Source organism: Methanobrevibacter sp., assembly GCF_030539665.1.
Lineage (GTDB): Archaea > Methanobacteriota > Methanobacteria > Methanobacteriales > Methanobacteriaceae > Methanocatella.
The window spans coordinates 200,012-222,376 of record NZ_JAUNXR010000003.1; the positions used below are offsets into that span (position 1 = coordinate 200,012).

26 protein-coding genes and 1 tRNA gene are annotated in these 22,365 nt (G+C 33.9%); 6 read left to right on the top strand and 21 right to left on the bottom strand.

From position 1 onward, the window contains the following. The 5 genes from Q4P18_RS05150 to Q4P18_RS05170 all read left to right on the top strand — a co-directional run bounded on the left by Q4P18_RS05150 (window position 1) and on the right by Q4P18_RS05170 (window position 3,170). Window positions 1-729 carry a type 1 glutamine amidotransferase gene (locus Q4P18_RS05150; protein WP_303336382.1) on the top strand — a complete coding sequence of 243 codons (729 nt, stop codon included), beginning with the start codon at window positions 1-3 and terminating at the stop codon, window positions 727-729. A 67-nt stretch (window positions 730-796) separates the two neighbouring features. Beyond that, window positions 797-1,402: a biotin transporter BioY gene (locus tag Q4P18_RS05155; RefSeq protein ID WP_368660190.1), complete on the top strand. Its 606-nt coding sequence runs from the start codon at window positions 797-799 to the stop codon at window positions 1,400-1,402. 38 nt (window positions 1,403-1,440) lie between these two features. Then, window positions 1,441-1,827, top strand: a complete 387-nt coding sequence (locus tag Q4P18_RS05160) for a DUF1284 domain-containing protein (protein ID WP_303336386.1) — start codon at window positions 1,441-1,443, stop codon at window positions 1,825-1,827. A gap of 64 nt (window positions 1,828-1,891) precedes the next feature. Beyond that, window positions 1,892-1,963 (top strand) — tRNA-Gln (locus Q4P18_RS05165). A 46-nt stretch (window positions 1,964-2,009) separates the two neighbouring features. Next, window positions 2,010-3,170, top strand: a complete 1,161-nt coding sequence (locus Q4P18_RS05170; RefSeq protein WP_303336390.1) for an ATP-grasp domain-containing protein — start codon at window positions 2,010-2,012, stop codon at window positions 3,168-3,170. On the opposite strand, the gene Q4P18_RS05175 is transcribed toward Q4P18_RS05170, so the two are convergent. From Q4P18_RS05175 to Q4P18_RS05225, 11 genes are all read right to left on the bottom strand, one after another. Then, window positions 3,153-3,302: a hypothetical protein gene (locus Q4P18_RS05175; RefSeq protein ID WP_303336392.1), complete on the bottom strand. Its 150-nt coding sequence runs from the start codon at window positions 3,300-3,302 to the stop codon at window positions 3,153-3,155. The two genes, Q4P18_RS05170 and Q4P18_RS05175, sit on opposite strands and share 18 nt — an antisense overlap. Before the next feature lie 52 nt (window positions 3,303-3,354). Then, a complete protein-coding gene (locus Q4P18_RS05180) occupies window positions 3,355-4,056 on the bottom strand; it encodes a V-type ATP synthase subunit D (RefSeq protein WP_303336395.1) in 702 nt (233 codons plus the stop codon). Between the two features lie 28 nt (window positions 4,057-4,084). After that, complete coding sequence (locus Q4P18_RS05185) at window positions 4,085-5,488, bottom strand: V-type ATP synthase subunit B (RefSeq protein ID WP_303336397.1); 1,404 nt, start codon at window positions 5,486-5,488, stop codon at window positions 4,085-4,087. Between the two features lie 3 nt (window positions 5,489-5,491). Further along, window positions 5,492-7,246 carry an ATP synthase subunit A gene (locus Q4P18_RS05190; RefSeq protein WP_303336399.1) on the bottom strand — a complete coding sequence of 585 codons (1,755 nt, stop codon included), beginning with the start codon at window positions 7,244-7,246 and terminating at the stop codon, window positions 5,492-5,494. Then, complete coding sequence (locus tag Q4P18_RS05195; RefSeq protein ID WP_303336401.1) at window positions 7,243-7,560, bottom strand: V-type ATP synthase subunit F; 318 nt, start codon at window positions 7,558-7,560, stop codon at window positions 7,243-7,245. Before Q4P18_RS05195 ends, Q4P18_RS05190 begins: the two co-directional genes overlap by 4 nt. After that, entirely contained in the window at window positions 7,557-8,711 is a 1,155-nt protein-coding gene (locus Q4P18_RS05200; RefSeq protein WP_303336403.1) for a V-type ATP synthase subunit C, read from the bottom strand. The genes Q4P18_RS05195 and Q4P18_RS05200 overlap by 4 nt, the downstream gene beginning before the upstream one ends. 11 nt (window positions 8,712-8,722) lie before the next feature. Continuing rightward, entirely contained in the window at window positions 8,723-9,349 is a 627-nt protein-coding gene (locus tag Q4P18_RS05205) for a V-type proton ATPase subunit E (protein ID WP_303336405.1), read from the bottom strand. A gap of 10 nt (window positions 9,350-9,359) precedes the next feature. After that, window positions 9,360-9,845 carry a V-type ATP synthase subunit K gene (locus tag Q4P18_RS05210; RefSeq protein WP_303336408.1) on the bottom strand — a complete coding sequence of 162 codons (486 nt, stop codon included), beginning with the start codon at window positions 9,843-9,845 and terminating at the stop codon, window positions 9,360-9,362. 66 nt (window positions 9,846-9,911) lie between these two features. Continuing rightward, window positions 9,912-11,915 carry a V-type ATP synthase subunit I gene (locus Q4P18_RS05215; RefSeq protein WP_303336410.1) on the bottom strand — a complete coding sequence of 668 codons (2,004 nt, stop codon included), beginning with the start codon at window positions 11,913-11,915 and terminating at the stop codon, window positions 9,912-9,914. Window positions 11,916-11,926: 11 nt separating this feature from the next. Further along, window positions 11,927-12,241, bottom strand: a complete 315-nt coding sequence (locus Q4P18_RS05220; protein WP_303336413.1) for a V-type ATP synthase subunit H — start codon at window positions 12,239-12,241, stop codon at window positions 11,927-11,929. Window positions 12,242-12,385: 144 nt separating this feature from the next. Then, window positions 12,386-12,736, bottom strand: a complete 351-nt coding sequence (locus tag Q4P18_RS05225) for a hypothetical protein (protein WP_303336415.1) — start codon at window positions 12,734-12,736, stop codon at window positions 12,386-12,388. 73 nt (window positions 12,737-12,809) lie between these two features. On the opposite strand from Q4P18_RS05225, the gene Q4P18_RS05230 reads away from it, so the two are divergent. Next, window positions 12,810-13,145 (top strand): hypothetical protein, encoded by a 336-nt coding sequence (locus Q4P18_RS05230; RefSeq protein ID WP_303336418.1) that lies wholly within the window; start codon window positions 12,810-12,812, stop codon window positions 13,143-13,145. On the opposite strand, the gene Q4P18_RS05235 is transcribed toward Q4P18_RS05230, so the two are convergent. The 10 genes from Q4P18_RS05235 to Q4P18_RS05280 all read right to left on the bottom strand — a co-directional run bounded on the left by Q4P18_RS05235 (window position 13,135) and on the right by Q4P18_RS05280 (window position 22,304). After that, window positions 13,135-13,488 (bottom strand): hypothetical protein, encoded by a 354-nt coding sequence (locus Q4P18_RS05235; RefSeq protein ID WP_303336421.1) that lies wholly within the window; start codon window positions 13,486-13,488, stop codon window positions 13,135-13,137. The two genes, Q4P18_RS05230 and Q4P18_RS05235, sit on opposite strands and share 11 nt — an antisense overlap. 6 nt (window positions 13,489-13,494) lie before the next feature. Then, complete coding sequence (locus Q4P18_RS05240; protein WP_303336423.1) at window positions 13,495-14,001, bottom strand: nitroreductase family protein; 507 nt, start codon at window positions 13,999-14,001, stop codon at window positions 13,495-13,497. Between the two features lies 1 nt (window position 14,002). Then, the gene (locus tag Q4P18_RS05245) at window positions 14,003-14,809 is read right to left on the bottom strand and encodes a citryl-CoA lyase (protein WP_303336425.1); all 807 of its coding nucleotides are present in this window, start codon (window positions 14,807-14,809) and stop codon (window positions 14,003-14,005) included. 39 nt (window positions 14,810-14,848) lie between these two features. Next, window positions 14,849-16,207: a cation diffusion facilitator family transporter gene (locus tag Q4P18_RS05250; RefSeq protein ID WP_303336427.1), complete on the bottom strand. Its 1,359-nt coding sequence runs from the start codon at window positions 16,205-16,207 to the stop codon at window positions 14,849-14,851. Window positions 16,208-16,212: 5 nt separating this feature from the next. Beyond that, window positions 16,213-17,088 (bottom strand): fumarate hydratase, encoded by an 876-nt coding sequence (locus Q4P18_RS05255; protein WP_303336429.1) that lies wholly within the window; start codon window positions 17,086-17,088, stop codon window positions 16,213-16,215. 5 nt (window positions 17,089-17,093) lie between these two features. Beyond that, window positions 17,094-17,996, bottom strand: a complete 903-nt coding sequence (locus Q4P18_RS05260; protein WP_303336431.1) for a peptidase — start codon at window positions 17,994-17,996, stop codon at window positions 17,094-17,096. Beyond that, complete coding sequence (locus Q4P18_RS05265) at window positions 17,997-19,406, bottom strand: MmgE/PrpD family protein (protein WP_303336433.1); 1,410 nt, start codon at window positions 19,404-19,406, stop codon at window positions 17,997-17,999. Window positions 19,407-19,451: 45 nt separating this feature from the next. Continuing rightward, on the bottom strand, window positions 19,452-19,937 hold the full coding sequence (locus Q4P18_RS05270; RefSeq protein ID WP_303336435.1) for a LysO family transporter: 486 nt from the start codon (window positions 19,935-19,937) through the stop codon (window positions 19,452-19,454). Beyond that, window positions 19,938-20,831, bottom strand: a complete 894-nt coding sequence (locus Q4P18_RS05275) for a DUF3100 domain-containing protein (RefSeq protein ID WP_368660191.1) — start codon at window positions 20,829-20,831, stop codon at window positions 19,938-19,940. A gap of 204 nt (window positions 20,832-21,035) precedes the next feature. Next, window positions 21,036-22,304 carry a tRNA(Ile)(2)-agmatinylcytidine synthase gene (locus Q4P18_RS05280; RefSeq protein WP_303336437.1) on the bottom strand — a complete coding sequence of 423 codons (1,269 nt, stop codon included), beginning with the start codon at window positions 22,302-22,304 and terminating at the stop codon, window positions 21,036-21,038. Window positions 22,305-22,365 lie beyond the last annotated feature (61 nt).

Here is a 22,365-nt window from a genome sequence, read left to right on the forward strand (position 1 = left end):
ATGGAATTAAATGTCGTCAATATGTATTCCCACATCCTAAACATGTATGGGGATAGGGGAAACGTTCAAATAATAAAACAAAGATGCTTATGGAGAGGAATTGATGTCAACATCCAGAATTTCACCAAAAGGACATCAACCAACTTCAATCCGGAAGAAACAGATATTGTGCTAATTGGCGGTGGTTCTGATCACGGCCAATCATTGGTTTCAGATCATTTTTTAAAACAGAGAGAATTCCTACAGGAATATGTGGAAAATAGAGGGGTCGTATTGGCCATTTGTGGAAGCTATCAATTGTTTGGAAGCAGATATATTGATGCTGAAGGGAATTCTATACCTTGTCTGGAAATTTTCGATGTTGAGACAAGAAGTGTCGGAAAACCTTTAATCGGCAATATTGTCCTTAAAAATCATATTGGTCTTAATCCAACAACCCTAGTTGGATTTGAAAATCATGGAGGACACACCTATCATGATTACCAAACCTTGGGAAAAGTTTTAGCAGGAAATGGGAATAACGGTGAAGATTGTGAAGAAGGACTTGTTTACAAGAACTTTATAGGAACATACCTTCACGGACCAGTTCTTCCGAAAAATCCGCAACTAGCTGACAGGCTAATATTGAATGCCCTAAAACAGAAGTATGGAGTTGAGTCAATAGCCAAGTTAAATGACAAAATTGAACAAATGGCACATAATAGCATGGTAAATCGTATCATTAAATAAATAGATATTTATACTAATTAAACCAAAATATAAGTAGTTATGGATTAATTAGGAGGAAAAAATGAATATCAATATTAATGACTTTTACACTACAAGAAAAAATGTGTTTGACAAACTCCAAAGTTCAAACACAGCCACTAAAATTTTAATGTCATTATTAATGGCTTGTTTTACAGGTGTTATGGCTCAAGTCGTAATACCATTACCATGGACTCCTGTCCCTATTACTGCACAAACCTTTGCTGTATTGGCAGCTGGTTTAATTTTAGGTAAAAGATACGGTGCATTATCACAGATTTTATATATTGTAATTGGTATACTCTTTGTTCCATGGTTTGGAGAAATGACAGGTGGATTGGATATTGTTTTAGGTTCCACTTGCGGATATTTCTTAGGGTTTATAATTGCATCCTACTTTATCGGATCAATTACAGAAAAATATGCAGGTTCACGTAAATTCAAACGTGCAATTGCAGTAATTGGAGTAGCTAACTTTGCACTTATTTACATTCCAGGATTAGCTGGTTTAGCATTATGGAATTACTTAACTTACGGAACTATGTTAAGCATCTCCAGCTTATTATTCATGGGATTGGTACCATTCATATTTGGAGATATTGTAAAAATATTAGGACTCGGTGCAGTCTCAAAAGTATTTTTACCAAAGGAATAAGATTTCAAATCTTATTCAACAACTTTTTTTTGATTATAATGAAACTTAATTTGAGAGGACATCACATTTTATGTCTTCAGGGATTTCAGGGATATGGCTATGATGAGAGTTTTGTTGAAAACATGACCTGTATCAATGAGATTAGAAAAAAAGAAGACACAAGAATAAGTGTATGCAATCATCCAGATGATATCTGTAAAGCCTGTCCTAATCTGGTCAACGGCATTTGTGTTGATGAGACGGAAAATGAGAAAATTATAAAAATGGATGATGAAGTATTGGAAAAACTGTCTAAAACTGATTTTGAAAGTTCTAAAGAGCTTTTTGATTTAATCAATAGCATTTTTAAAACCAAAAGTTCTGTAAAGGATATCTGCAGCAACTGCAAATGGATGGACAAGTGTCTTTTTGTCCAAAATCTTTAAAATCGATACCTTTAAATAGTAGATAATAAAGATATATATTTGTTGTATAACACATACATCAAATAGTCCCGTAGGGTAGTGGTAATCCTTCTAGGCTTTGGACCCGGAGACGGCGGTTCGACTCCGCTCGGGACTATTCTTTTTTACTTATTACTTTTTTTAATGATTTTATGGAAAACTTATTGATAATAGGGATTAATACTCGAAGTTTAGTTAATTCTGCTTTAAAATTAGACTATAATGTTTTCTCAACTAGCTATTTTCAAACTGCTGATTTTCCAAATATCGAAAATTCAAGGTGCATTTTAAATGAATGTGAAGATCAGTCCTGCGGAGTCTTTGAAGAATTGTATTCTCCTGAAAGCATATTGGATGCCTCAAGAGAATATTTGGAGGTTGCAGACAAGATAGTTCTTCAAAGTGGAGTCTGTTCAACAGATTTCAAAGGAGAATTCAAACAATATAGAAAGAAAATCCTTGGAAATTTGAATATTGGAAATATTGAAGACAAATTTAAATTTTATAATAAAATAAAGAACAAATATCTAACTCCTGAAACTTTTTATGTAAATGATATAGATGAAGTTATTGAAATTAATAAAAATAATGAATCAAAACAATATATTTTAAAACCTCTTTCAGGAAGTGGAGGTTACAATATAAACCTATTAAATAATGATAGCTTAAATCAAATAAACACTGAAGAATCCCGATGGATCATGCAGGAATATATTTCAGGAACTAACGTAAGCTCATCAACATTAGGAAACGGTACCGAATCAAGGCACCTGATTAATTCAAGATTGCTTACTGCCAATGATTTTGGTCAAAAAGACAATTTCCTATATATAGGAAATATATTGCCCCTTACAAAAGAGATGCTGCCCAATGCAGAGGAATTGAATGATGAAATGAAAGACATCTCCGAAAGATTGATAAAGGAATTTAAATTAATCGGGTCAAACGGAATCGATTTCATAGCCAATGAGAATGGGCTGTATGTTATTGAACTGAATCCCAGAATCCAGGGAACCTATGAATGTTGTGAAAAAGTTCTAAATACCAATATGCTATATGCACACATCCAGGCATGTGAAGGAAATCTGATAGATGTACCTCAAATAAATGGATATAGCTATAAGAAAATAATATATGCAAACGAAACCAATAAGTTTAAGCCTCTGCCTTTTGAAAATATTTATGACCTGCCCCATGACGGATCCATAACAGAAAAAGGAGAGCCATTGCTTACGATAATAGAAAAAAACAGAAATCTGGAAAAATTAATTGAAGATGTAACTTCAACAACATTAAAAATAGAACATTTAGAAGAAACCGACTAAATGCAAAATAAATACGATAAGACCAATAGTGATGAGAAAAGTAGTGATTACCATTCCTCTGGTCATCCAAATAAAAACCTTGGCTTTATTGTCTGGATCTGCCAGCCACTGATCTACAGGATTTCGTCTCATAAAAAATACCTAAAAAAAGAAATATGAAAAAGAGAATAGTTATTAAGAAAAACTAGACTCTCAAGTCAGGTACGTTGCTAGGTTTTTCAGCAAGTCCTTCCTCAACTTCTTGTTTTTTCTCAATTGTAGATCTAATCATTTTCAATCTAACAAAGTTTTCCCTTTCCATTTCTTGAAGTCTCATGTCGATATACTTTTCTGTGTTTCGGAATCTTGGAATCATAATGTGTTCTAACGCATTTACCCTACGTTTAGTTGATTCAATTTCCTCAGCCAATAGGAAAATAGTTTTCTCTACTTCACCAAGTTCAATTAAATATTTAACTGATTCCTCGAATTTTTTCGCAGCTTCATCTAACTGAATAGTAGTATCTGCAAATCCATAACCCCTATCAATAATGGATCTACCTTCATCCATTACAACATTTGTAACAGGTACTGATACACCCATAATACTTCTGGAAGTGATGTCTACATCAATAGATTCTTTTACAGATAATGAAGCTTTTCTAACTGCTAAGTCACCCATAACAATCTGAGCTTCAACTAAAGCTTCAGTTGCTTCTCTAAGACTTCTTTCTGCGTTTTCACGAATACCTTTAACACGATCTAAGATATCAAAAAACTCTTTAATAAGAGCATCCCTTTTTTCTTTTAATAAACCATGCCCTTTTTCTGCAAGTTTTGTTCTATCTTTAAGAGTAAGTAATTCCATCCTTGTAGGATTTACTCCCTCTATAATATCTTGTGCCATCTAATCACCTCATTAACTTGTAATGAAATTATTCGACATCGACACCGGAACGTTCAAGGAATTCTTCAATAAATTCATCTTTAAGACGTTTGAGTTCGGTTCTAGGTAAGATTTTAAGTAAATCCCAACCAAGGTCTAAAGTTTCAAAGATGGTTCTGTCTTCGTCTTTACCTTGAGTAATGAATCTGTCTTCAAATGCTTGTGCAAATTCTAAGAACTTTTGATCTCTTTCAGTAAGTGCTTCTTCCCCTACAACCGCTACTAAATCTCTTAATTCACGACCTTCCGCATATGCAGAATAAAGTTGGTCAGATACACCACTGTGGTCTTTACGGGTTTTTTCTTCACCGATACCCCCACTCATTAAACGAGAGAGAGATGGAAGTACGTCTACAGGTGGGTAAATACCTTTCCTATAAAGTTCCCTACCTAATACGATTTGCCCTTCAGTAATATATCCAGTTAAATCTGGAATTGGGTGAGTAATATCGTCTTGAGGCATAACTAAGATAGGCATTTGAGTAATAGAACCTTCTTTACCGTCAATACGTCCTGCACGTTCATAGATGTTAGCAAGGTCAGTATACATGTATCCAGGGTAACCTCTTCTTCCAGGAACCTCGTCCCTAGCTGCGGAAATTTCCCTTAATGCTTCACAGTAGTTGGTCATATCAGTTAAGATAACTAATACTTGCATACCTAAGGTGAAAGCAAAGTATTCAGCAGTAGTTAAAGCCATTTTAGGAGTTAAAATCCTTTCGATAGCAGGGTCGTCTGCTAAGTTCATGAATACAGTTACCTTTTCAAGTGCACCGGTTCTTTCGAAGTCTCTCATGAAGAAGTTAGCTTCCTCGTGAGTAATACCCATAGCAGCAAATATTACCGCAAACTCGGTGTCGTCACCAAGTACTCTTGCTTGTCTTGCAATTTGAGCTGCTAAATCGTTGTGAGGTAAACCAGATCCTGAGAAAATAGGAAGTTTTTGTCCTCTTACTAAAGTGTTCATTCCATCAATGGTAGAGATACCAGTTTGAATAAATTCTTCTGGGAATTCACGAGAAGCAGGGTTCATAGGAGCCCCGTTAATATCTAATTCTTCATCAGGGATGATTTCTGGTCCGCCGTCAATAGGTTTACCGATACCGTTGAAAATACGACCCATCATGTCTCTAGAAACACCAATTTTAGCAGTTTCACCAGTGAATCTAGTTTTTGTGTTTTTAGTGTTTAAGTCACTTGTTCCTTCGAAAACTTGGATAACAGCAACGTCTTTAGTTACTTCAAGAACTTGCCCACTTCTTTTTTCACCATTTGGTGTTTCAATATCTACAATCTCGTTGTAACCTACACCGTCAACACCTTCAACAACCATCAAAGGCCCGGAAACTTCAGAAACTGTAGTATATTCTCTAGTTTTAATATTTGTGTTCATTATTTAAGCCTCACTGCATTGTTTGGTAATATCTGCTTGAATTTGATCCACTTTAGCCATGAAATCATCTTCTGGCACATATTTCATTTTCGCAATATCTTCTTTAACAGGCAATGCTACGATTTTTTGGATAGGTACTCCTCTGTTTACTGCAGCAATAGCTTCTTTTTGGAATAAAAGAATAGTTTGTAACATTTTGTATTGTTTTTCAGGAGCACAGTAAGTATCTACGTCATCAAACGCATTTTGTTGTAAGAAGTCTTCTCTTAACATACGAGTAGTTTCTAATGTAGCTTGGTCCACTTCTGGTAAAGCATCAGGACCTACTAATTGTACAATCTCTTGAAGTTCTGATTCTTTTTGTAATAAAACCATAGCTTCGTCACGAACTGCTCTCCAATCTGCAGCAACGTTGTCTTGCCACCAGTTTTGGATACTGTCTACGTATAAGGAATAACTTTGTAACCAATCGATAGATGGGAAGTGACGTCTGTCCGCAAGGGATGCATCTAATGCCCAAAATACTTTACAGATACGTAAGGTGTTTTGAGTAACAGGTTCGGATAAGTCCCCACCAGGAGGTGATACAGCACCAACTACAGTAATGGATGCTACTTTTGGTTCGGTACCAATAGTATCTACTCTTCCTGCTCTTTCGTAGAATTGAGCGAGTCTGGATGCTAAGTATGCTGGGTATCCTTCTTCCCCAGGCATCTCTTCAAGTCTTCCTGAAATCTCCCTCATAGCTTCAGCCCATCTTGAGGTTGAATCTGCCATAAGTGCAACGTCGTAACCTTGGTCACGGTAGTATTCTGCAATGGTAATTCCAGTGTATACACATGCTTCACGAGCAGCTACCGGCATGTTGGATGTGTTTGCAATAAGAACAGTTCTATCCATAATTGGGTTACCGGTTTTTGGGTCGTCAAGGAATGGGAACTCAGTAAGTACCTCGGTCATTTCGTTTCCACGTTCTCCACAACCAATGTAGATAACAATATCTGCATCTGCCCATTTTGCTAATTGTTGTTGTGTAACAGTTTTACCTGAACCGAATGGACCAGGAATAGCTGCTGCTCCTCCTTTTGCAACTGAGAAAAAGGTATCTTGTGCTCTTTGACCAGTTACGAGTGGAACATCAGGGTCTAATTTTTCACTGTATGGACGACCTTTTCTTACAGGCCATTTTTGAAGCATTTGAATAGCTTCATCACCATTTTCAGTAGCAACAGTAGCAATATCTTCTAATACAGTGTATTCACCTTCAGAAGCTAAGCTTTTCAATTCACCTTCAATAGTAGGTGGAACAAGGATTTTTTGTAATACAGCAGAAGTTTCTTGTACTTCACCAAGAACGTCTCCACCTTTTACTTTATCTCCAACTTTAGCTACTGGTTTGAAAGTCCATTTTTTCTCTTTACTAATGGATGGTGCGTCTACACCTCTTGCAATGAAGTCTCCAGATTCTTTTTTAATTAATTCTAATGGTCTTTGAATACCATCAAAAATGGATCCCATTACACCAGGACCTAATTCTACGGATAAAGGTCCTCCAGTACTTTCTACAACTTGACCTGGTTCGATACCAGCGGTCTCTTCATATACTTGAATGGTAGCGGTGTCACCTTCGAGCTCAATAATTTCCCCGATGAGCCTTTGTTCACCTACTCTTACCATTTCATACATCTGGGTTCCTCTCATACCATCTGCGACAATAACAGGCCCAGCAATTTTAATAATCTTTCCTTCAATAATCATTTAACCATCTCTACCCCAATAACTCTTTTAATAAGATCTGCCATTTGATCAGATGATCCTTCAGAGGACCCGTCTTTATCAGGTATTTCAATTATCATTGGCAATACATTAGAACCTATTTTTCTATTAATATGTTCTCTCATTTCATTAGCTAATACTTGTGTGATTATAATAATAGAAACATCCTCTTCTAAAAACTTATCAAGAGCTTCAATAGCTTCTTCTGTGTTGTTGACAACAGCAGACTTTTTAACTCCACCTAATCTAAATCCGGAAACAGTGTCAATGTCTCCAATAATTCCTACTGAACTCATATTAACATCTCCATGATTTTAGAATTTGGGAATCCAACTTCTCTTTTTGCTCTTGCAATAATTTTTAAGTTTTTGATTTCAGTTTCTTTTTGACTTACGTATCCAATAATTGGACCTACACCTAATGGTTTTTTAGAAGCTAATGATTTAGCATGGGAAGCTAAATATTCATCTAAAGCTCTTTCAAAGACAGCTACATTGCCAGTTTCATTATATTTAGCAATAGCATCACTTAAAGCTTCAGCATATTTTGTACCTTCTAAACCAGAAATTACATTGGTTACATCTGGTGATTCCATTAAATCTTTAAGTTTCCATTCACGTAATTGATAACCTTCTTCCAACATGTATGGGCTAATCATATCATAGGTCAATCCATCTTCTTTAGCCCTTATGATTAATTTTAAGTTAGCAATATCAACCTTGGTTCCTACAAAGGAATAAACAATTTCCCTATTTTCATCTGATGGAACATCAGTGGATTTGAGTAATTTTTTCAAGTAATATTTGTCTAAAGCAGATTCCAATGGAAGAATCATACCACTATCTTCATAAGCTGGAAGAGCGTCTTCTAAAACAGTAGCGTATTCAGAACCGTCTAAAGCAGTTACAATATCAGTAACATTATCAGCATCTGCTAAATTAGAGAGATCGTCGTATAAATGACCGCCAGGAATTAATAAATCTTTAGTTTCTTCTGGGGTAAGACCTACTTCTTTAGCAGTGATGAGTGATTTGATGTTATCTACATCAGTTTTTTTAGACATAACAACGAATGGGTCTTTTACTTCTTTAGGAGCAAGACGTGCAATGAAATCATAAGTCTTAGCAGCTTGAATATCTAATGCTTTATCTAATGGATAATCATCTAAAGTTTCAGCGTAGTCAGGAACACCTTTAAGATAGTTTTCTACTTCAGCAACATCGTTAGCTTCAACGAGTTCTGTCATTTGTTTTTCTGTGAAAAGTCTTCCTTTTCTCGCTCTTACTCTAGCACTTGGATTAAGATAAGGATAAATATCTAATACTGGTCTAGTTGCAATAATCACAACAATAGCGCCTACAACAACAATTGCGATAATACAAAGAACTAAGAAAGTTTCTTGAGTTAACCCAATTGAACTAATAAGTGCAGCAATTTCATCAGCCATAATTTATCCTCCTAAAGATTAAATAAAACACTAGCTACTTCACTACGTAATATTTTTTTGTTTCTATCTAATCTAGATTCAATAGTGTTGTTAACTTCTATATCTCCATTTGCAGTAATAAGCACAGCTCCACCAATAACGTCGATTGGTTCACCTAAAGTTAAGGTGGTTTGAACACCAGTGTCATTGGTTACATCCATAGCTATTGCGCTTAATTTACCACTAACTGTACCTTTGTCAGAATCTTTTACTTTTACGATTAATTCTCCACCACCGATTTCGATAGCTGCTTCTTTAATCATGTTAATTAAAGATTCTGTGTATTGAGCATCATTTGATGAAGCTTTTTGAGATAATTCTTCAGTTGCTTTGTTGAAAGCAGCTTCAATTACGTCTTCTTTAGCTTCTAATTCAGCTCTACGAGCATTCATCTTAGCTTCGGAAATAATTTGCTGATATCTCATATCAGATTGTTTTTTACCGTTTTCTAAAATTTTATTCTTTTCAGCATCAGCATCTTTAGTAGCTTTAGCATTTATTTTGTCTACTTCTGCTTGTGCATCTTGAATGATTTTATCAGCTTTATCCTGGGCTTCAGACATAATGCTTGAAACAATTTTATCAGTGCCTGAGCTCATAGAATGCCTCCTAACCTAAGATTCCACCGAATACCATAAGTAAGATAGCAATCAAGAATCCATAAATAGCCTGAGTCTCTGGTAATGCAGAGAAAATAATACCTCTAGCAAACATATCGTTATCTTCTACAATTGCTCCTACAGATGAGGATGCAGCCATACCTTGTCCCATACCGGAACCTAAACCTGCGAAACCAATAGAAGCACCTACACCAATAGCTACAATACCTGCAGCTGTGGATAATCCAGCTCCTCCTCCGAGTAATCCAGAGAATACTAATAATAAGATTGCGATCAAGAATCCGTAAATAGCCTGAGTCTCTGGTAATGCAGAGAAAATAATACCTCTAGCAAACATGTCATTATCTTCTGCAACAGCACCTACAGAACCTGCTGCTGCCATACCTTGACCTAAACCAGAACCTAATCCAGCAAAACCAATTGCTACTCCAGCACCAATAGCTGCAAGAGCAGTTCCTAAAGCGATTTCTACCATAATTAATTCACCTTTTTAATAATAATATAACCATAAATTTTTTTAATTTAAAATAATATAAAAATTTTAATTTTTGATTTTAGTAAATACTCTACTAGCTTTGAAAGCTTCGAATTTGTTTTTTCCACTCATAAAGAATTGTGAGAAGAATTCTACGTAGTTTAAACGTAAAGCGTTAATAAATGCACCTAATACTTGGAACATGAAATTTGCAATGTGTCCAAATACAAATATGAATATTGCTACAAGAATTCCGATAAATGGAACCATATTATTACACATTTGTGCTAAGATGTTTACTGTCATTGCAATACCACCAGTAGCTAAACATAAAGCTAAAAGACGAGCGTATGACAATATATCTCCCATAAATCCGAAAATATCCATAACTCCATATGCACCATTAGCATATACTAACATTCCAATACATGCAACAATTAAAACTCCACCAAGAGCCATACCTATTATACCAATAGCAGGCATTAAGTATCCTAAAGCTAATAAAACAACACCAGCTTCTAATACGAACCAACAAAGTTGAGAACCAATAGCCTCTTTTTTGTTTCCATATCTTAAGTTGTCAATTGCACCTAATATGAAACCAATGTTAGTGTAAATTACACCAATAACAATAGCTATTATCAAAATAGTATCTGGATGTTTGAATGCTTCAATAGCTGGAATAACAGTAGGTAAACGAATACCTAAAATTCTTTCTGGGAAATCTCCAATAAACCCATTAGTTACAAGACCTAATATTACAGCCCATAAACCGGACATAATAAGGATTTTACCAAATGCATTCATGGATTTTTTAACTTTACCCATACCACGTAATAAAACAACTCCTATAAGAGATACAATAATTCCGTAAACAGCATCGGTTAAACAGAACCCAAAGAAGAATGGGAACATAATTGCAACAAATATAGTTGGATCAATTTCATTGTATCTTACTGGAGAATACATATCGACGAGGAATTCGTATGGTTTTGCATAATTCGGGTTGTTTTGTAAAACCGGTACATCTTCATCATCAGTGCCTTCTACTTCTATTACTTCTAAGACACAGTGTCCATCAGAACTTTTTTCTACCAATTGCTCTACTTCATCAACATCTTTTGCAGGGACCCAAGCCTCAAGCATGTAAGTGTCTTTAGTTTTGACAAAAGCAGAAAATATATCATTCTTTTCTTTTTCGTTTTCTAATTGTTCTTTGAGAGCTAATATATCGTCATCCCATTTTTCTGCAATTGCTTTTAATTCTTGCTTTACAGAATTACGTTCGGAAGCGATGGTTTGTAATCTTGAATCAGCACTTGAAATAATCTGTTGTGGAGTTCCATCAACATTTCCTACTTCAAATTTCTCAAAGTCATATTTACGAAGTGTAGCATAAACTTCGTCATTATATTCTTTTAAAGTCACCACAATAATAATCTCTGTAGTTTTATTATCATCAGCAACTGTAAATATATCTAATTCATCAGTCAGTTTACTTAACTCTTTTTCGATTTCTGAAGATGATTCAACATTAATCCTACCAATAGTAATGGAAGTGTACTTTGAACCTTTTAAAAGCGCTAAATTTATGTCTAAATTTTTAAGCCTATTAGCCAAGCTTTTGTTAGATTGTAGTTCACTAGTTTCAGCATCAAGAGCAGCAATCTTGCCTTCAACAACTTTTGTTTGAGCTTCCACTTGATTTAGCTTATCTTCAGCATTTTTGATTACAGTTTCAGTATCCACATTTGGGACTTCTTTCGGAACTGGAATATCTGGACTAATAAAAGACATTAACTTGTCTTTCAACCCATGGCCTTCTGATAATGAATTTCCTAATAATTCAGATATTCCACTAGTTTTCATCAAAAGTGAAGATAATTTACCAGTGTATTCAGTAGCTTTTGAAGGAGTTACTAACTCAGCCAATTGAGGATCTTGCTGAATGCTATCAGAGATGTCACTAATTTGTATAAGCCCTTGTTCATGAAGAGCATCAACAGTATCAGCAACATATTTATCGAGAGTAACGATTTTGATTTTACGCATTCTAGCTGTCTTAAACATATTTCCTCACACTACAAAATATTTTTGACAATAATTGAAGCAGCTTCATCTACATTTTGCATAGCTTTGCTTTTTAAGGAGTTTAAATTTCCTTCAGCATCATCTGCAATAGATTTTGCCTCACTTTTCGCTTTGTCTTCTGCATCAAAAACAGTTTTTTTAGCCTCTTCTGAAGCTTCTTCTTTAGCCTTTGCAATAGTATTGTCGGCGTTTACTTTTGATTCGTCAATCATTTCTTTTGCTTTGAACTCGGAATCAAGAATAAGTTGATCAGCTTCATCTTCAGCTTTTTTTATCATTGCGATAGCTTCTGATATCTCTGCCATAATTAATCACCATGGTAAGATAATTTTTATTTTGCTTAATATATATCTTTTACTATATCTTTTTTAAATAAAAAGCAAAAATTGATTTAAAACAAAAAATAAAGGCCTATAACTGAAAAAAAATAAAAAAAGAATTCTTTTAAATTATCTATAAAAGAATTTTAATAAGAATTTAGGTAATCTTTGAAGATATGCAAGAACTGAAACTACAAGGACAAATAAACCAATTATAATGAATAAAATATCATATGGTGAACTTAATAGTATACCACCACATAATGCAAAAATAAGTCCTTCTATGAATAAAATAGCCTTATTCCATGCAGGGTTAATAACACTTACAATATATCCTATACCTACTAAAACAAGAATAATGGAACTTGCAATAACATCATTTGTTATGGGAGCACTTATGAAAAATGGAGCGATTCCCCAAAAAATTAAAACTAAAGCAAGCAATATCCCTAACCTATTAACATGTTTTACTGTGATCATATTTTTTACCCCCTATACTATTAATAATAACATTATTATATTTCATCATATTAAAAAGTAATAGGTGATAGAAATGATAAGAGCCGTATGGACAATACATAATGAAAATTTTGAAATAATAATTGACGGTGAAATAAAAGATGAGAAGGTATCTGATAAAAAATACAGCGTCGGTTCCGACATTTGGACAGTAGCAATCCCCGAACTTAAATTCAATGATGAGACTGCGCAAAATGAGTACGACCAATTCGTAAAAGATTTGATAATCCTATTTAGTGAACCTACCATAAATCAAATATTGATTGATGCCAAAATTGGAGAGGAATCCGAATATGACACAAAAACAATTTCAAAACCGCTGATAATAAGAAAAATAGAAGAATATGAAGTTGAAGAGATTATAGAATAGAATTTCCCTCTTCTAAAACTTCATCAATTGTGTTAAATTCCAGCGGATTACCTTCCTTGTCCTTGGAATCTGTTGTAACAAGAACATTCGGCGATTTTACCAAAAAGCTATATGAAAAATATGCTACAACAATCATGACAAGAATGTATGCATAAGGGACTGGAACAATAAATAAAGCAAGCGCCAATAATCCTAATTGAATGATTGGATTCCCATATCTCTTTTTCTTCATTAGAACATAATGGCTTTCTCTGGCACGGACTTTAAACTTGTTTGAAGATAATTCTTTTTCTATATCCTCCATATCCTGCTTGTTTTTTGCATGAATTATCCTAAGAGCCATTGGAATCTAGATATATACAGTAAACTCATCAATGGATTTTCTTGGAGTGTCTCTTGGTTCTGCATCAGGATATCCTAATGGAGTGAATAAAACAGGAACTTCATTATCATCCAAATCTAAAAATTCTCTTGCTTTTTCTGGCTTGAATGCACCAATATAACAAGTTCCAAGACCTCTGTTAGTAGCTGCAAGAATCATATGATCCATAACAATAGTTGCATCGATGTCAACTATATTGTAATCATCATACTTACGTGTCCAAGCCTTATCCTTAAGTCCTACAACCGCCAAAACAATAGGAGCCTGTGTAAACCAGTCAGGAGAATAGATTTCATTAAGAACATCCTTATTCTTTTTAGCATCAATCACATAAACTTTAAAAGGCTGGTTGTTAACGCCAGTTGGAGCTATTGTAGCCGCTTCCAAAACATAATTTAAATCCTCTTCACTTACTTCCTTATCCAAATAACCTCTTACACTATACCTTTCATTAATAACTTTATCAAAATCCATATTATTCCCTCCTTATATCAGTATAAACAATATCATCAATGTCACAGAATTTTCTAAATTCATCCTGAGTCATGTTTTCTTCATGAATATGGGCAATTATTCCAGGAATCCTTCCAATGATAAAAACACCCAATCCCAAATCGCTGGTAAATCCCAAATCAGACAGCAAAGCTGCATTTGCACCATCAACATTCAAGCTTATATCTTTATTTGATTTTAACAAATCCTGGAGAGATAATGCCAATTTTGTATGATTACCAACCATTCCTTCCTTAATAGCCAAATCCATAAGCTTACGAGCTCTTGGATCAGTATCATGATATCGGTGGCCAAAACCAGGTATTTTCTTTTTATTGCTTGAATATCTATTATAAATATCAATAGCTAAACTAACAATCTGCTTATTGTCTATGTCAGAATCCCCAATCAACTGAATTGAATTTATAGCTGATTGATATAAATCCATTGTTTTTTGAATAGCTCCTGCGTGCTTGTGTCCAAAGGACAATAATGCTCCAGCTACTGCAGAATTCATCGGAGAACCTGAAGAAGTAATCAGACGAGCTGTTTGAGTGCTTGGAGGTGTTGCACCATGATCGCAGAAAGAAACCAAAATATGATTAAACAGTTTTCCTTCTCTAAGTGTTGGCAATCTTCCTCTCAAAAGCAAAAATACCATATCTGAGTATCTGATCTTTTCAATTAGATCCTCTTGATTATATCCTCTTGTAACGATTTTATTAGGCTCTACTTTTGAAATAGCCGTTTTTAATGAATGTTCATTTACCTTAAAATTATTTTCATTCATAATATTAATTATATTATTTAATAAAACATTTAAACATTATTACTCATCAGATAGTTTTAAAATAAAAAAATCCAAAATGTTTGCATCATAATTAGAAAATGATGACAAAATTTTATCCAAGTAATTAACCCCTTTTTTAGATGTTTTAAAAGAATTGTCTTTCACAATTATTGCTTCCGCATCAATTAAATGATTGAAAACATAATCATAATCCACATCATGCTTAATGGAAATGCCCAATTCAGAAATTAAAGGACAATAGTTGTTATCTATTAAATCATGATAAGAATCCACCAATTCCTCCTTTTCAACATAATCGTGCATGGCCCTATATAAAATCCATGTGACGAGATTTTCATTATGATTCAAATTCATGTAGTTTCCAAAAAGTGTTTTATATCTGCTATAGTCAACATTTCCGTCTTGAACTTCATGTTTAAACTCTTTTAATAAATCAATTGAATCCCTTATAATTTGAATACCAATGTAAAGACCTATTATTGCATCAATCCAATGGATTCCAACTAATGAGAATAATGCTCCTATAATAACAACAGAACCTATCAAAATATGATTTTTAGCATCGACTGACTGAGAAATCAATGTTAAATTATTCTGAAAACGACCTATGTGCCTTTCATAAGTAAATAGGAATAGAGCTACCATAATAGCAATGAATTCGATTACAACAACCAAACCGATATGTGTTGCAGGAGTGGCTGTTGCGAATATAATCCTATATAATTTACCTCCAGATTCATATAATGCGCTGAATCCTGCTACAAAAAGCATCACTATAACCAAAAGGTTGGTTAACTTCTGATAGTCATATTTAAGACCAACCCAAACAAAAAAAGCGGAAATGGTATCTGAAATTGCATCATAACCATCTGATATTAGAGAAACACAACCTGAAAAATATCCTCCACCCAATTTTAGAACAGCCAGTAAAAAGTTGATTATTGTATTGTTACGTTCTGCTTGAGTAATTTCAAAAAATTGATTGTTAATTAATTTTGCCTTGTGAACAAGAGAATTTTTGATGTTGCTTGCTTCCACAATCCCATTTTCAGTCAAATAATATTTTCCGTTTTTAAAGTCTACAAGACCATCATCAATTAACAAATCACATTCTTTTTTTGTATCGATAAAGCCATCTTTAAACACGGCTGATTTTTTGGAATGTCTTTTAAAGAGATTTTTTATATGATACCTTATTCTGGAGATATTATCAAAAATTGTGTTTAATAAAGATTTATTTTTGCTATCCCATTGTTGATACCAAATTGATGATATGAAAAGTACCAACTTACTATCAATATCATCTAAGGATGAAGGTTCTTCGTTTAAAACTAACAATATGAATTTATCTAATGAAATTAAAGTTTTGGATTCCATAAAAATCACTTTAAAGCTAATTTAGCAACTCTTGGTTCAACACAACAAGAAGGCCTTATTGACACGATTCTTACGCCGCTGGCCCTTTGATTTCCCACATTTACAAAAGATCCCAAAACAGTAGTTTTTCCACCAAGACCCATGGGACCAATATCTAATTGATTTAGTTTGTTAGATACGAATTCTTCAAATTCTGATTGATTATCCAAATTACCATAAGCAATTGACTTTAAAAGCAAAGTGGAAGCTTCAAAATGAGTTCGTCCTATTCCAATAGCTGGAATTGAAGGCGTGCATCCCAATTTTTCAAGAGAGTCCCCTAACCAATCAATGGCTGTTTCAAGGACATTCAAATAAGACCTTTTATGAAATACCCTATATGTTTTTCCACGAATTTCAGGGCCCCCTCCTTCCAATATAAAATGAATGTTTAATGTATCCGAATCTATTTCATGACCATAACTTGAAAAATCGTTTTCAGTATCTATGATGAATGGAGCAGGTTTCATTTTTCCAGGTCTTTCAAATAAACCCTTACTTTGAGATAACCTTTCCTTATCATTTCCCTTAACAGCCATTGGCCTTGCAGGAAGATTGTTTAAACCCAATTCAATGCCCCCATATATATTATTCAATAATTCTCCAGTAATTTCCCTTTCACTGCCCACTTCCAAGATAACATGAGGAATTCCAGTATCATCACAGAGAGGAAGCTTTTGTTTATTTCCAACTTTATAGTTTTCTAAAAGCTGATTTAAAACCCAAATTGCGTTTTCATTATCTTCATTTTTAATGGCATTATTTAATGCCCTTTCACGGTCTTTAGGAAAATTGACGCTGGCTTCAATAATTGCATTTGATATTTCATTTACAATATCCATTTAAATCATTCCGGAATAGCCAAATCTTTAGATGACTTTGGAGACATTGCTGCTTCAGGACAATACTGTTCAATTACCCGATTTACCAATTCCACTTGTTTCAATCTTAAAATAGCATCGTTTTCTGTAGTATCCCAATTATGATTTTTGGCCACAGATCCTCCGGTCTTGAGATAAACTGGACTTGCCACCCTTATGATATCTGGAATTTCATAATGCCTTATAAATCCTCCACTGGATTTTGGATTTTCAGTATGCAAATCCAAAGGAATATCACATGCACTCCTGATAGCTGCAATCATTGGAATCTGCAAATCACGAACAGGATTAAGAGAATCGAGACCTAACTGTTCAAATAATTTTCCATCGGCAGGATTTCCATGGCCAGCATGGGCTGAAAGTTTGAAATGAGTATTTTTAGGGATAATTCCATCATTTCTCATATTATTTAAGACCCATAAAAGGCCTTCATCATAAAGTAAAATTCCCCTGACACCCAAATCAATAGCCCTTTTCGCATCTTCAATAGCATATACTAAATTGTCATAGCCCCTAAGCCTATAACCCATCCTACTTCCTTCTTTAGTGTTTACACTAGCGCTTGTGTCATAAGTGGCTCTTGGGCCGATTGATAAAAATAATTCCACTTTATATTGTTTTGCAAGGTTGACCATTTCTTTTATTTCAGAATCTGTCAATAGCATGATTCCCTTGGTTTGAGTAATTCTGTGTAATACAATGCCCCTATTTGCAGCTTCCCTAAGTAGAACCTCCATGGTTTTTGGAGATTGAATTCCTGGAACCTCCAAACGATACTGCCCACCATCAGCAAATCTTTTTGAGGATTTAAAGGAAGAATCCTGTTTTTCGATACCTAATTTTTTCAAATATTCCATTGTATTGTTCATTTAATCATTTCCATTTAATATTTCCATAAATTCTGTCATTTGATAATTTTCAATGTCGTCAATAATAGAAAGTTTATTGATGTTGTATTTAGGATTCAATTCTTTAAATTTAGTAATCAAATCATTCAACTCATAAGGATTCTCCAAATCGCCTTTAGGAATTATAACCAAGTTTTGGAAAACTCCATTTCTAAAGTTTTCATCCAATCTTATCACAACATTGGATGGGCGTTTGGATGGATATAGCTGATTTAATTTTGGATCTACAGAAATAACAACCTTATTTGCCAAATTTCTAATTGTCTTAACAATATCCACATTACTGTTTTCATCAAACAAACCATATCTGATTAATAATTTAATATTATCAATACTCAAATTACCGCAAGCAAGTGCAATGGCTACTGCATAAGGCAGACTCTGTTTTAATTCTTCTAATGATTTTGGATTGTAATTATCATGAGATGCTGCTATATCATATGTTTTTACCAAAATGCTGTCTATATGGCCATATTCCTTGTCTATAATAGGCCTTAATTTTAAAATAGCTTCTATTGAAGAATGCAAATGTCTACAAAATGGATATTTCTTAAAATAGATATCTCTAAAATCAACATCCCCCACATTCATTAATAAATCTTCCAAACTATATTCATCTAGAGAATCATTGAAAACCATTGTTTTTAAAAATCCTTCTTCACCATCAAAAATACTACTGCTGCCAGTAAATCCGTTTTTGGCTAAAAATGCTGACAACATACCATTGAAAGCTGCTTTTCCAACATGCAATGACTTGCCCATACTTCCGGAATGGTCAGATTCCAATAACCCTGCAGCCTGAGTTCCGCTTAAGCCTAAAGCAGATGTGATTCTTTCTTCATCCAATTTCAGAAGTTTGGCTGCAACTGCCCCAGCTGCAAAAGTTCCAATAGTCCCTGTTGAATGAAATCCGTTGTTCCTATGTTTAGGATTTACCAATTTTCCTAAAAGTATTCCAATTTCATATCCCAAGATAACGGCTTCTAAAAATTCCTTTCCAGACAAGTTATAAGCTTCGCTAATGGACAATGCAGTGGAAAAAACAACGGCACCCAAATGTAAATGTGCTCCCCTATGACCATCATCCAAATCAAGAGAATGGGCTGAAATACCATTAATAAAAGCTGCGCTCAACATGTTTTGCTTTATTTTATCCTCACCAATGATGGATGATGTTAAATCATTGTAAGTTGCTTCACCATATATTTCATTTATTGTTAAAAAAGCAAAATAAGAAGGATTTTCCTTAAATCCCCTATAAGCCACTCCAAAATAATCTATAAACGCTGCTTTGGCCACATTTATGGTTTCGGGACTGGCCTGATTATAATCAAAATTTGAAATGAAATTAGCGATATTTTTAAAAAACATTTAAATCTTTAAATATATTTGTAAAAAATACTATTAAAGATTTACTTAAATTGAAACTCCAGTAAGTGTCAAAACAATATGGGCAATAATAACTGATCCAAGATAGGTTCCTGTGATAACCGCTACTGTAACAATAGCTCCTCTCCAACCAATCTTTTTGAATTGATCCCAATTTTTACCCATTCCAATACCAACATATGCTAAAAATACGGTTACAATAGCCAATAACTCTATTTTTGAAACATAGTAGACTATGAAACCTGAAGTTGGCATCATAGGCAATGATAAAATCAAACCCAATAAAGAAACATAAACAATAGAGGATATGTTTAAAGGCACGTATCTTTCAAGCAACATTGCAATCAATGTCAATCCAGATAAAATCAGCATACCTACCAATGATTCGCCCATCGGATGATGATAACCTACATAATTCCCAATTACTGTTATTACTGAAAATATCAACAATAAAAGAATCCAATTTCTAATTCCTGTAATTGAAACTGATTCTGAACCATCAATAATATCCATTTATTCACCCTCCTTTTGAGAATCTTTGGGATTTCTTCCTATTTTTGGTTCTAAAATTTCATATAATTTTTGTGTAAGTGGAATGGCAATGAAAATACATACATAAATTCCGATACAGAAAGATATGAGATTACTGAAACCTGAGAATGCTTCAATATTTGTAGATATGTCAGGAAACATTGCAAGCAACGGAGCTAAAGCCGCTGCATTCATACTAGCACTACCTACTCCACTACCCATTGCAAATGCATATGGATGGAACGGCAATACTGATACGCAGAAGCTTGATAAGAAGCTGATATATAAAGTTCCTATAACGGTACCTATAAGGAATACTGTTAAAACTCCACGAGTTTCAGGAGAATCAAAACCGAATTTATCTATAACAACCGCAACGTTTGGTTCCCTACCGATAGAATTTGTCATACCAATTGCCTCTCTTTTAAATCCCAATACAAGTGCAATTGGCAATGCTAAAAATATAGTTCCTAAATTACCTGCTTCTTGAAGAATCAAAGCAGGACCTACTTTAAATAAAACATCAATAGATTGGCCACTAGAAATAGCTAACTTACAAAGCAATGGCCCTATGAATAATAGCATTGCGCCTTCTGCAATTCTTGCTTGCTTTCTTGTAATAAATTTGGCAGGCTTGAATAAGTATAAAAAAAGACCACCCAACATTGCCCAAAGCAAAGGCATTGCGGACAATTCTATATTGCTAGTAATCGGTACTTTGATTGGACCTATTAATTCAGCAATAATGACTAAAGCTAAAACCGTAAGATGTAATTTATAGGATTTCCAAGGTTTCTTTTTTAGAATTGTTTTATCAGTTTTGTGTCTGAACCTATTGGTTTCTTCAACACTATCGGAATTATTCTCACTAATAATGTTCCACTCCTAATAAATATTAATATTTAATATTAATAATTATTTTAAGTTATGTAGTATATAAACTAATAGTATTTTATCCTGAATATTACACAATTTAGGAACTTTTATATTAAAAAAATATATGAAAATTTCACAAAATGAGAAAAATAGCTTAAAAATAACAATAAAATATGACTATGAAAATTAATTAAAGAAGATTAATTATTCAAAACCCATTCTACAAAGTGGCTTTGACAGATGTCTTCTTGCAGAAACGGGAGTTTCATAAAATGAACCTTCTTCAAGATTTCTATCAATTTTAAACTCCACCTTATCATTATTTTTTATTTTATATCCGCATTTCTTACATTTGAAACCTTTTCCTTTTCCGGCAGATGTCATTCTTTTTCCGCATTTGCAAAGAGGGTTTTTATATTCAACATCATTCATTTCCAACAGCTGGAATTTTTCAATGTTGAATGTATTATTTTCATTAATGCCTCCAAACAATCTTAAAACATCCCCCGGCCTTAAATCCTCAACATATTTTCTAAAGCCCTTTGTAGGTTCATAGGCACCACATTCAATAGAACCTGTTTCATCAGCCACATGAAAAAACATATGTCCTCCAGCAATGATTTTAGGTAGGGTTTTAACGGTCCCTATAATCTCATAACATCCAAATTTCCTCAATTGATCAATAGAATCGGCTTTTTGAATATGCATGTCAGTATGCTGATTTGTTTTATAAATTTGACAGTCAACAATATCCTCTTCAACCTCCACCATTTCAAAGGCCTTTTTTAGTGCATCGACTGTGTTTGATCTGATGCCATACAAAACAGGGCAAGGAGTTTTCGGTTCAATGGCCATATACCCCTCAGCATAATCAATATTTTCAAATGTCTCGGGATATGTTTCCTCATCCATCCTGTAAACGGATTCCCTGACAATATTCCGTTCAGTGCCATATTTGGATTTGTCCCTATAAGCCAATAGCTCATAAGTGAAGTCCTCCAAGGGAAGAGAAATGGCTGCAATGGAACCTATAATCCCCCTGCCTTTTTTGAACTTGTGAATTTCAGCCCCAATTTTATTTGCAAAATTCTCCGCTTCATCAATTGTAATAATCTCATAGATGGCCTTGAATGCATAATCAACCATTTCAGAAGTTATTTCACCTTCATAGAAGACAACTCCCGGATTTGTATTGTCACATTCAAACATGGACAGCTCACCAACAGCATTTAAAATAATTTCCTTGGCAAGTTCAATGTCATTATCCAAAGGAATTTTAAAAGAAACACCACCATTTCCCCTAGTCTTATGTCTTGCAAAAGGATTTAATCTAATTAAACGAGGAAAACCATCAATAGAGACATTGTTTTCCTTTAATTGATTAATTATTTGGCTAGCTAGAAATGTTGTACACATACCCTCTGGAGAATCAGTATCATCAATTCCAACATGTAAAAAATTAATTAAAATCACCTTGTTTATAAATATGAAAGTTAAATATAAAAAATATTAGTATCATAAAAACATAAATTCT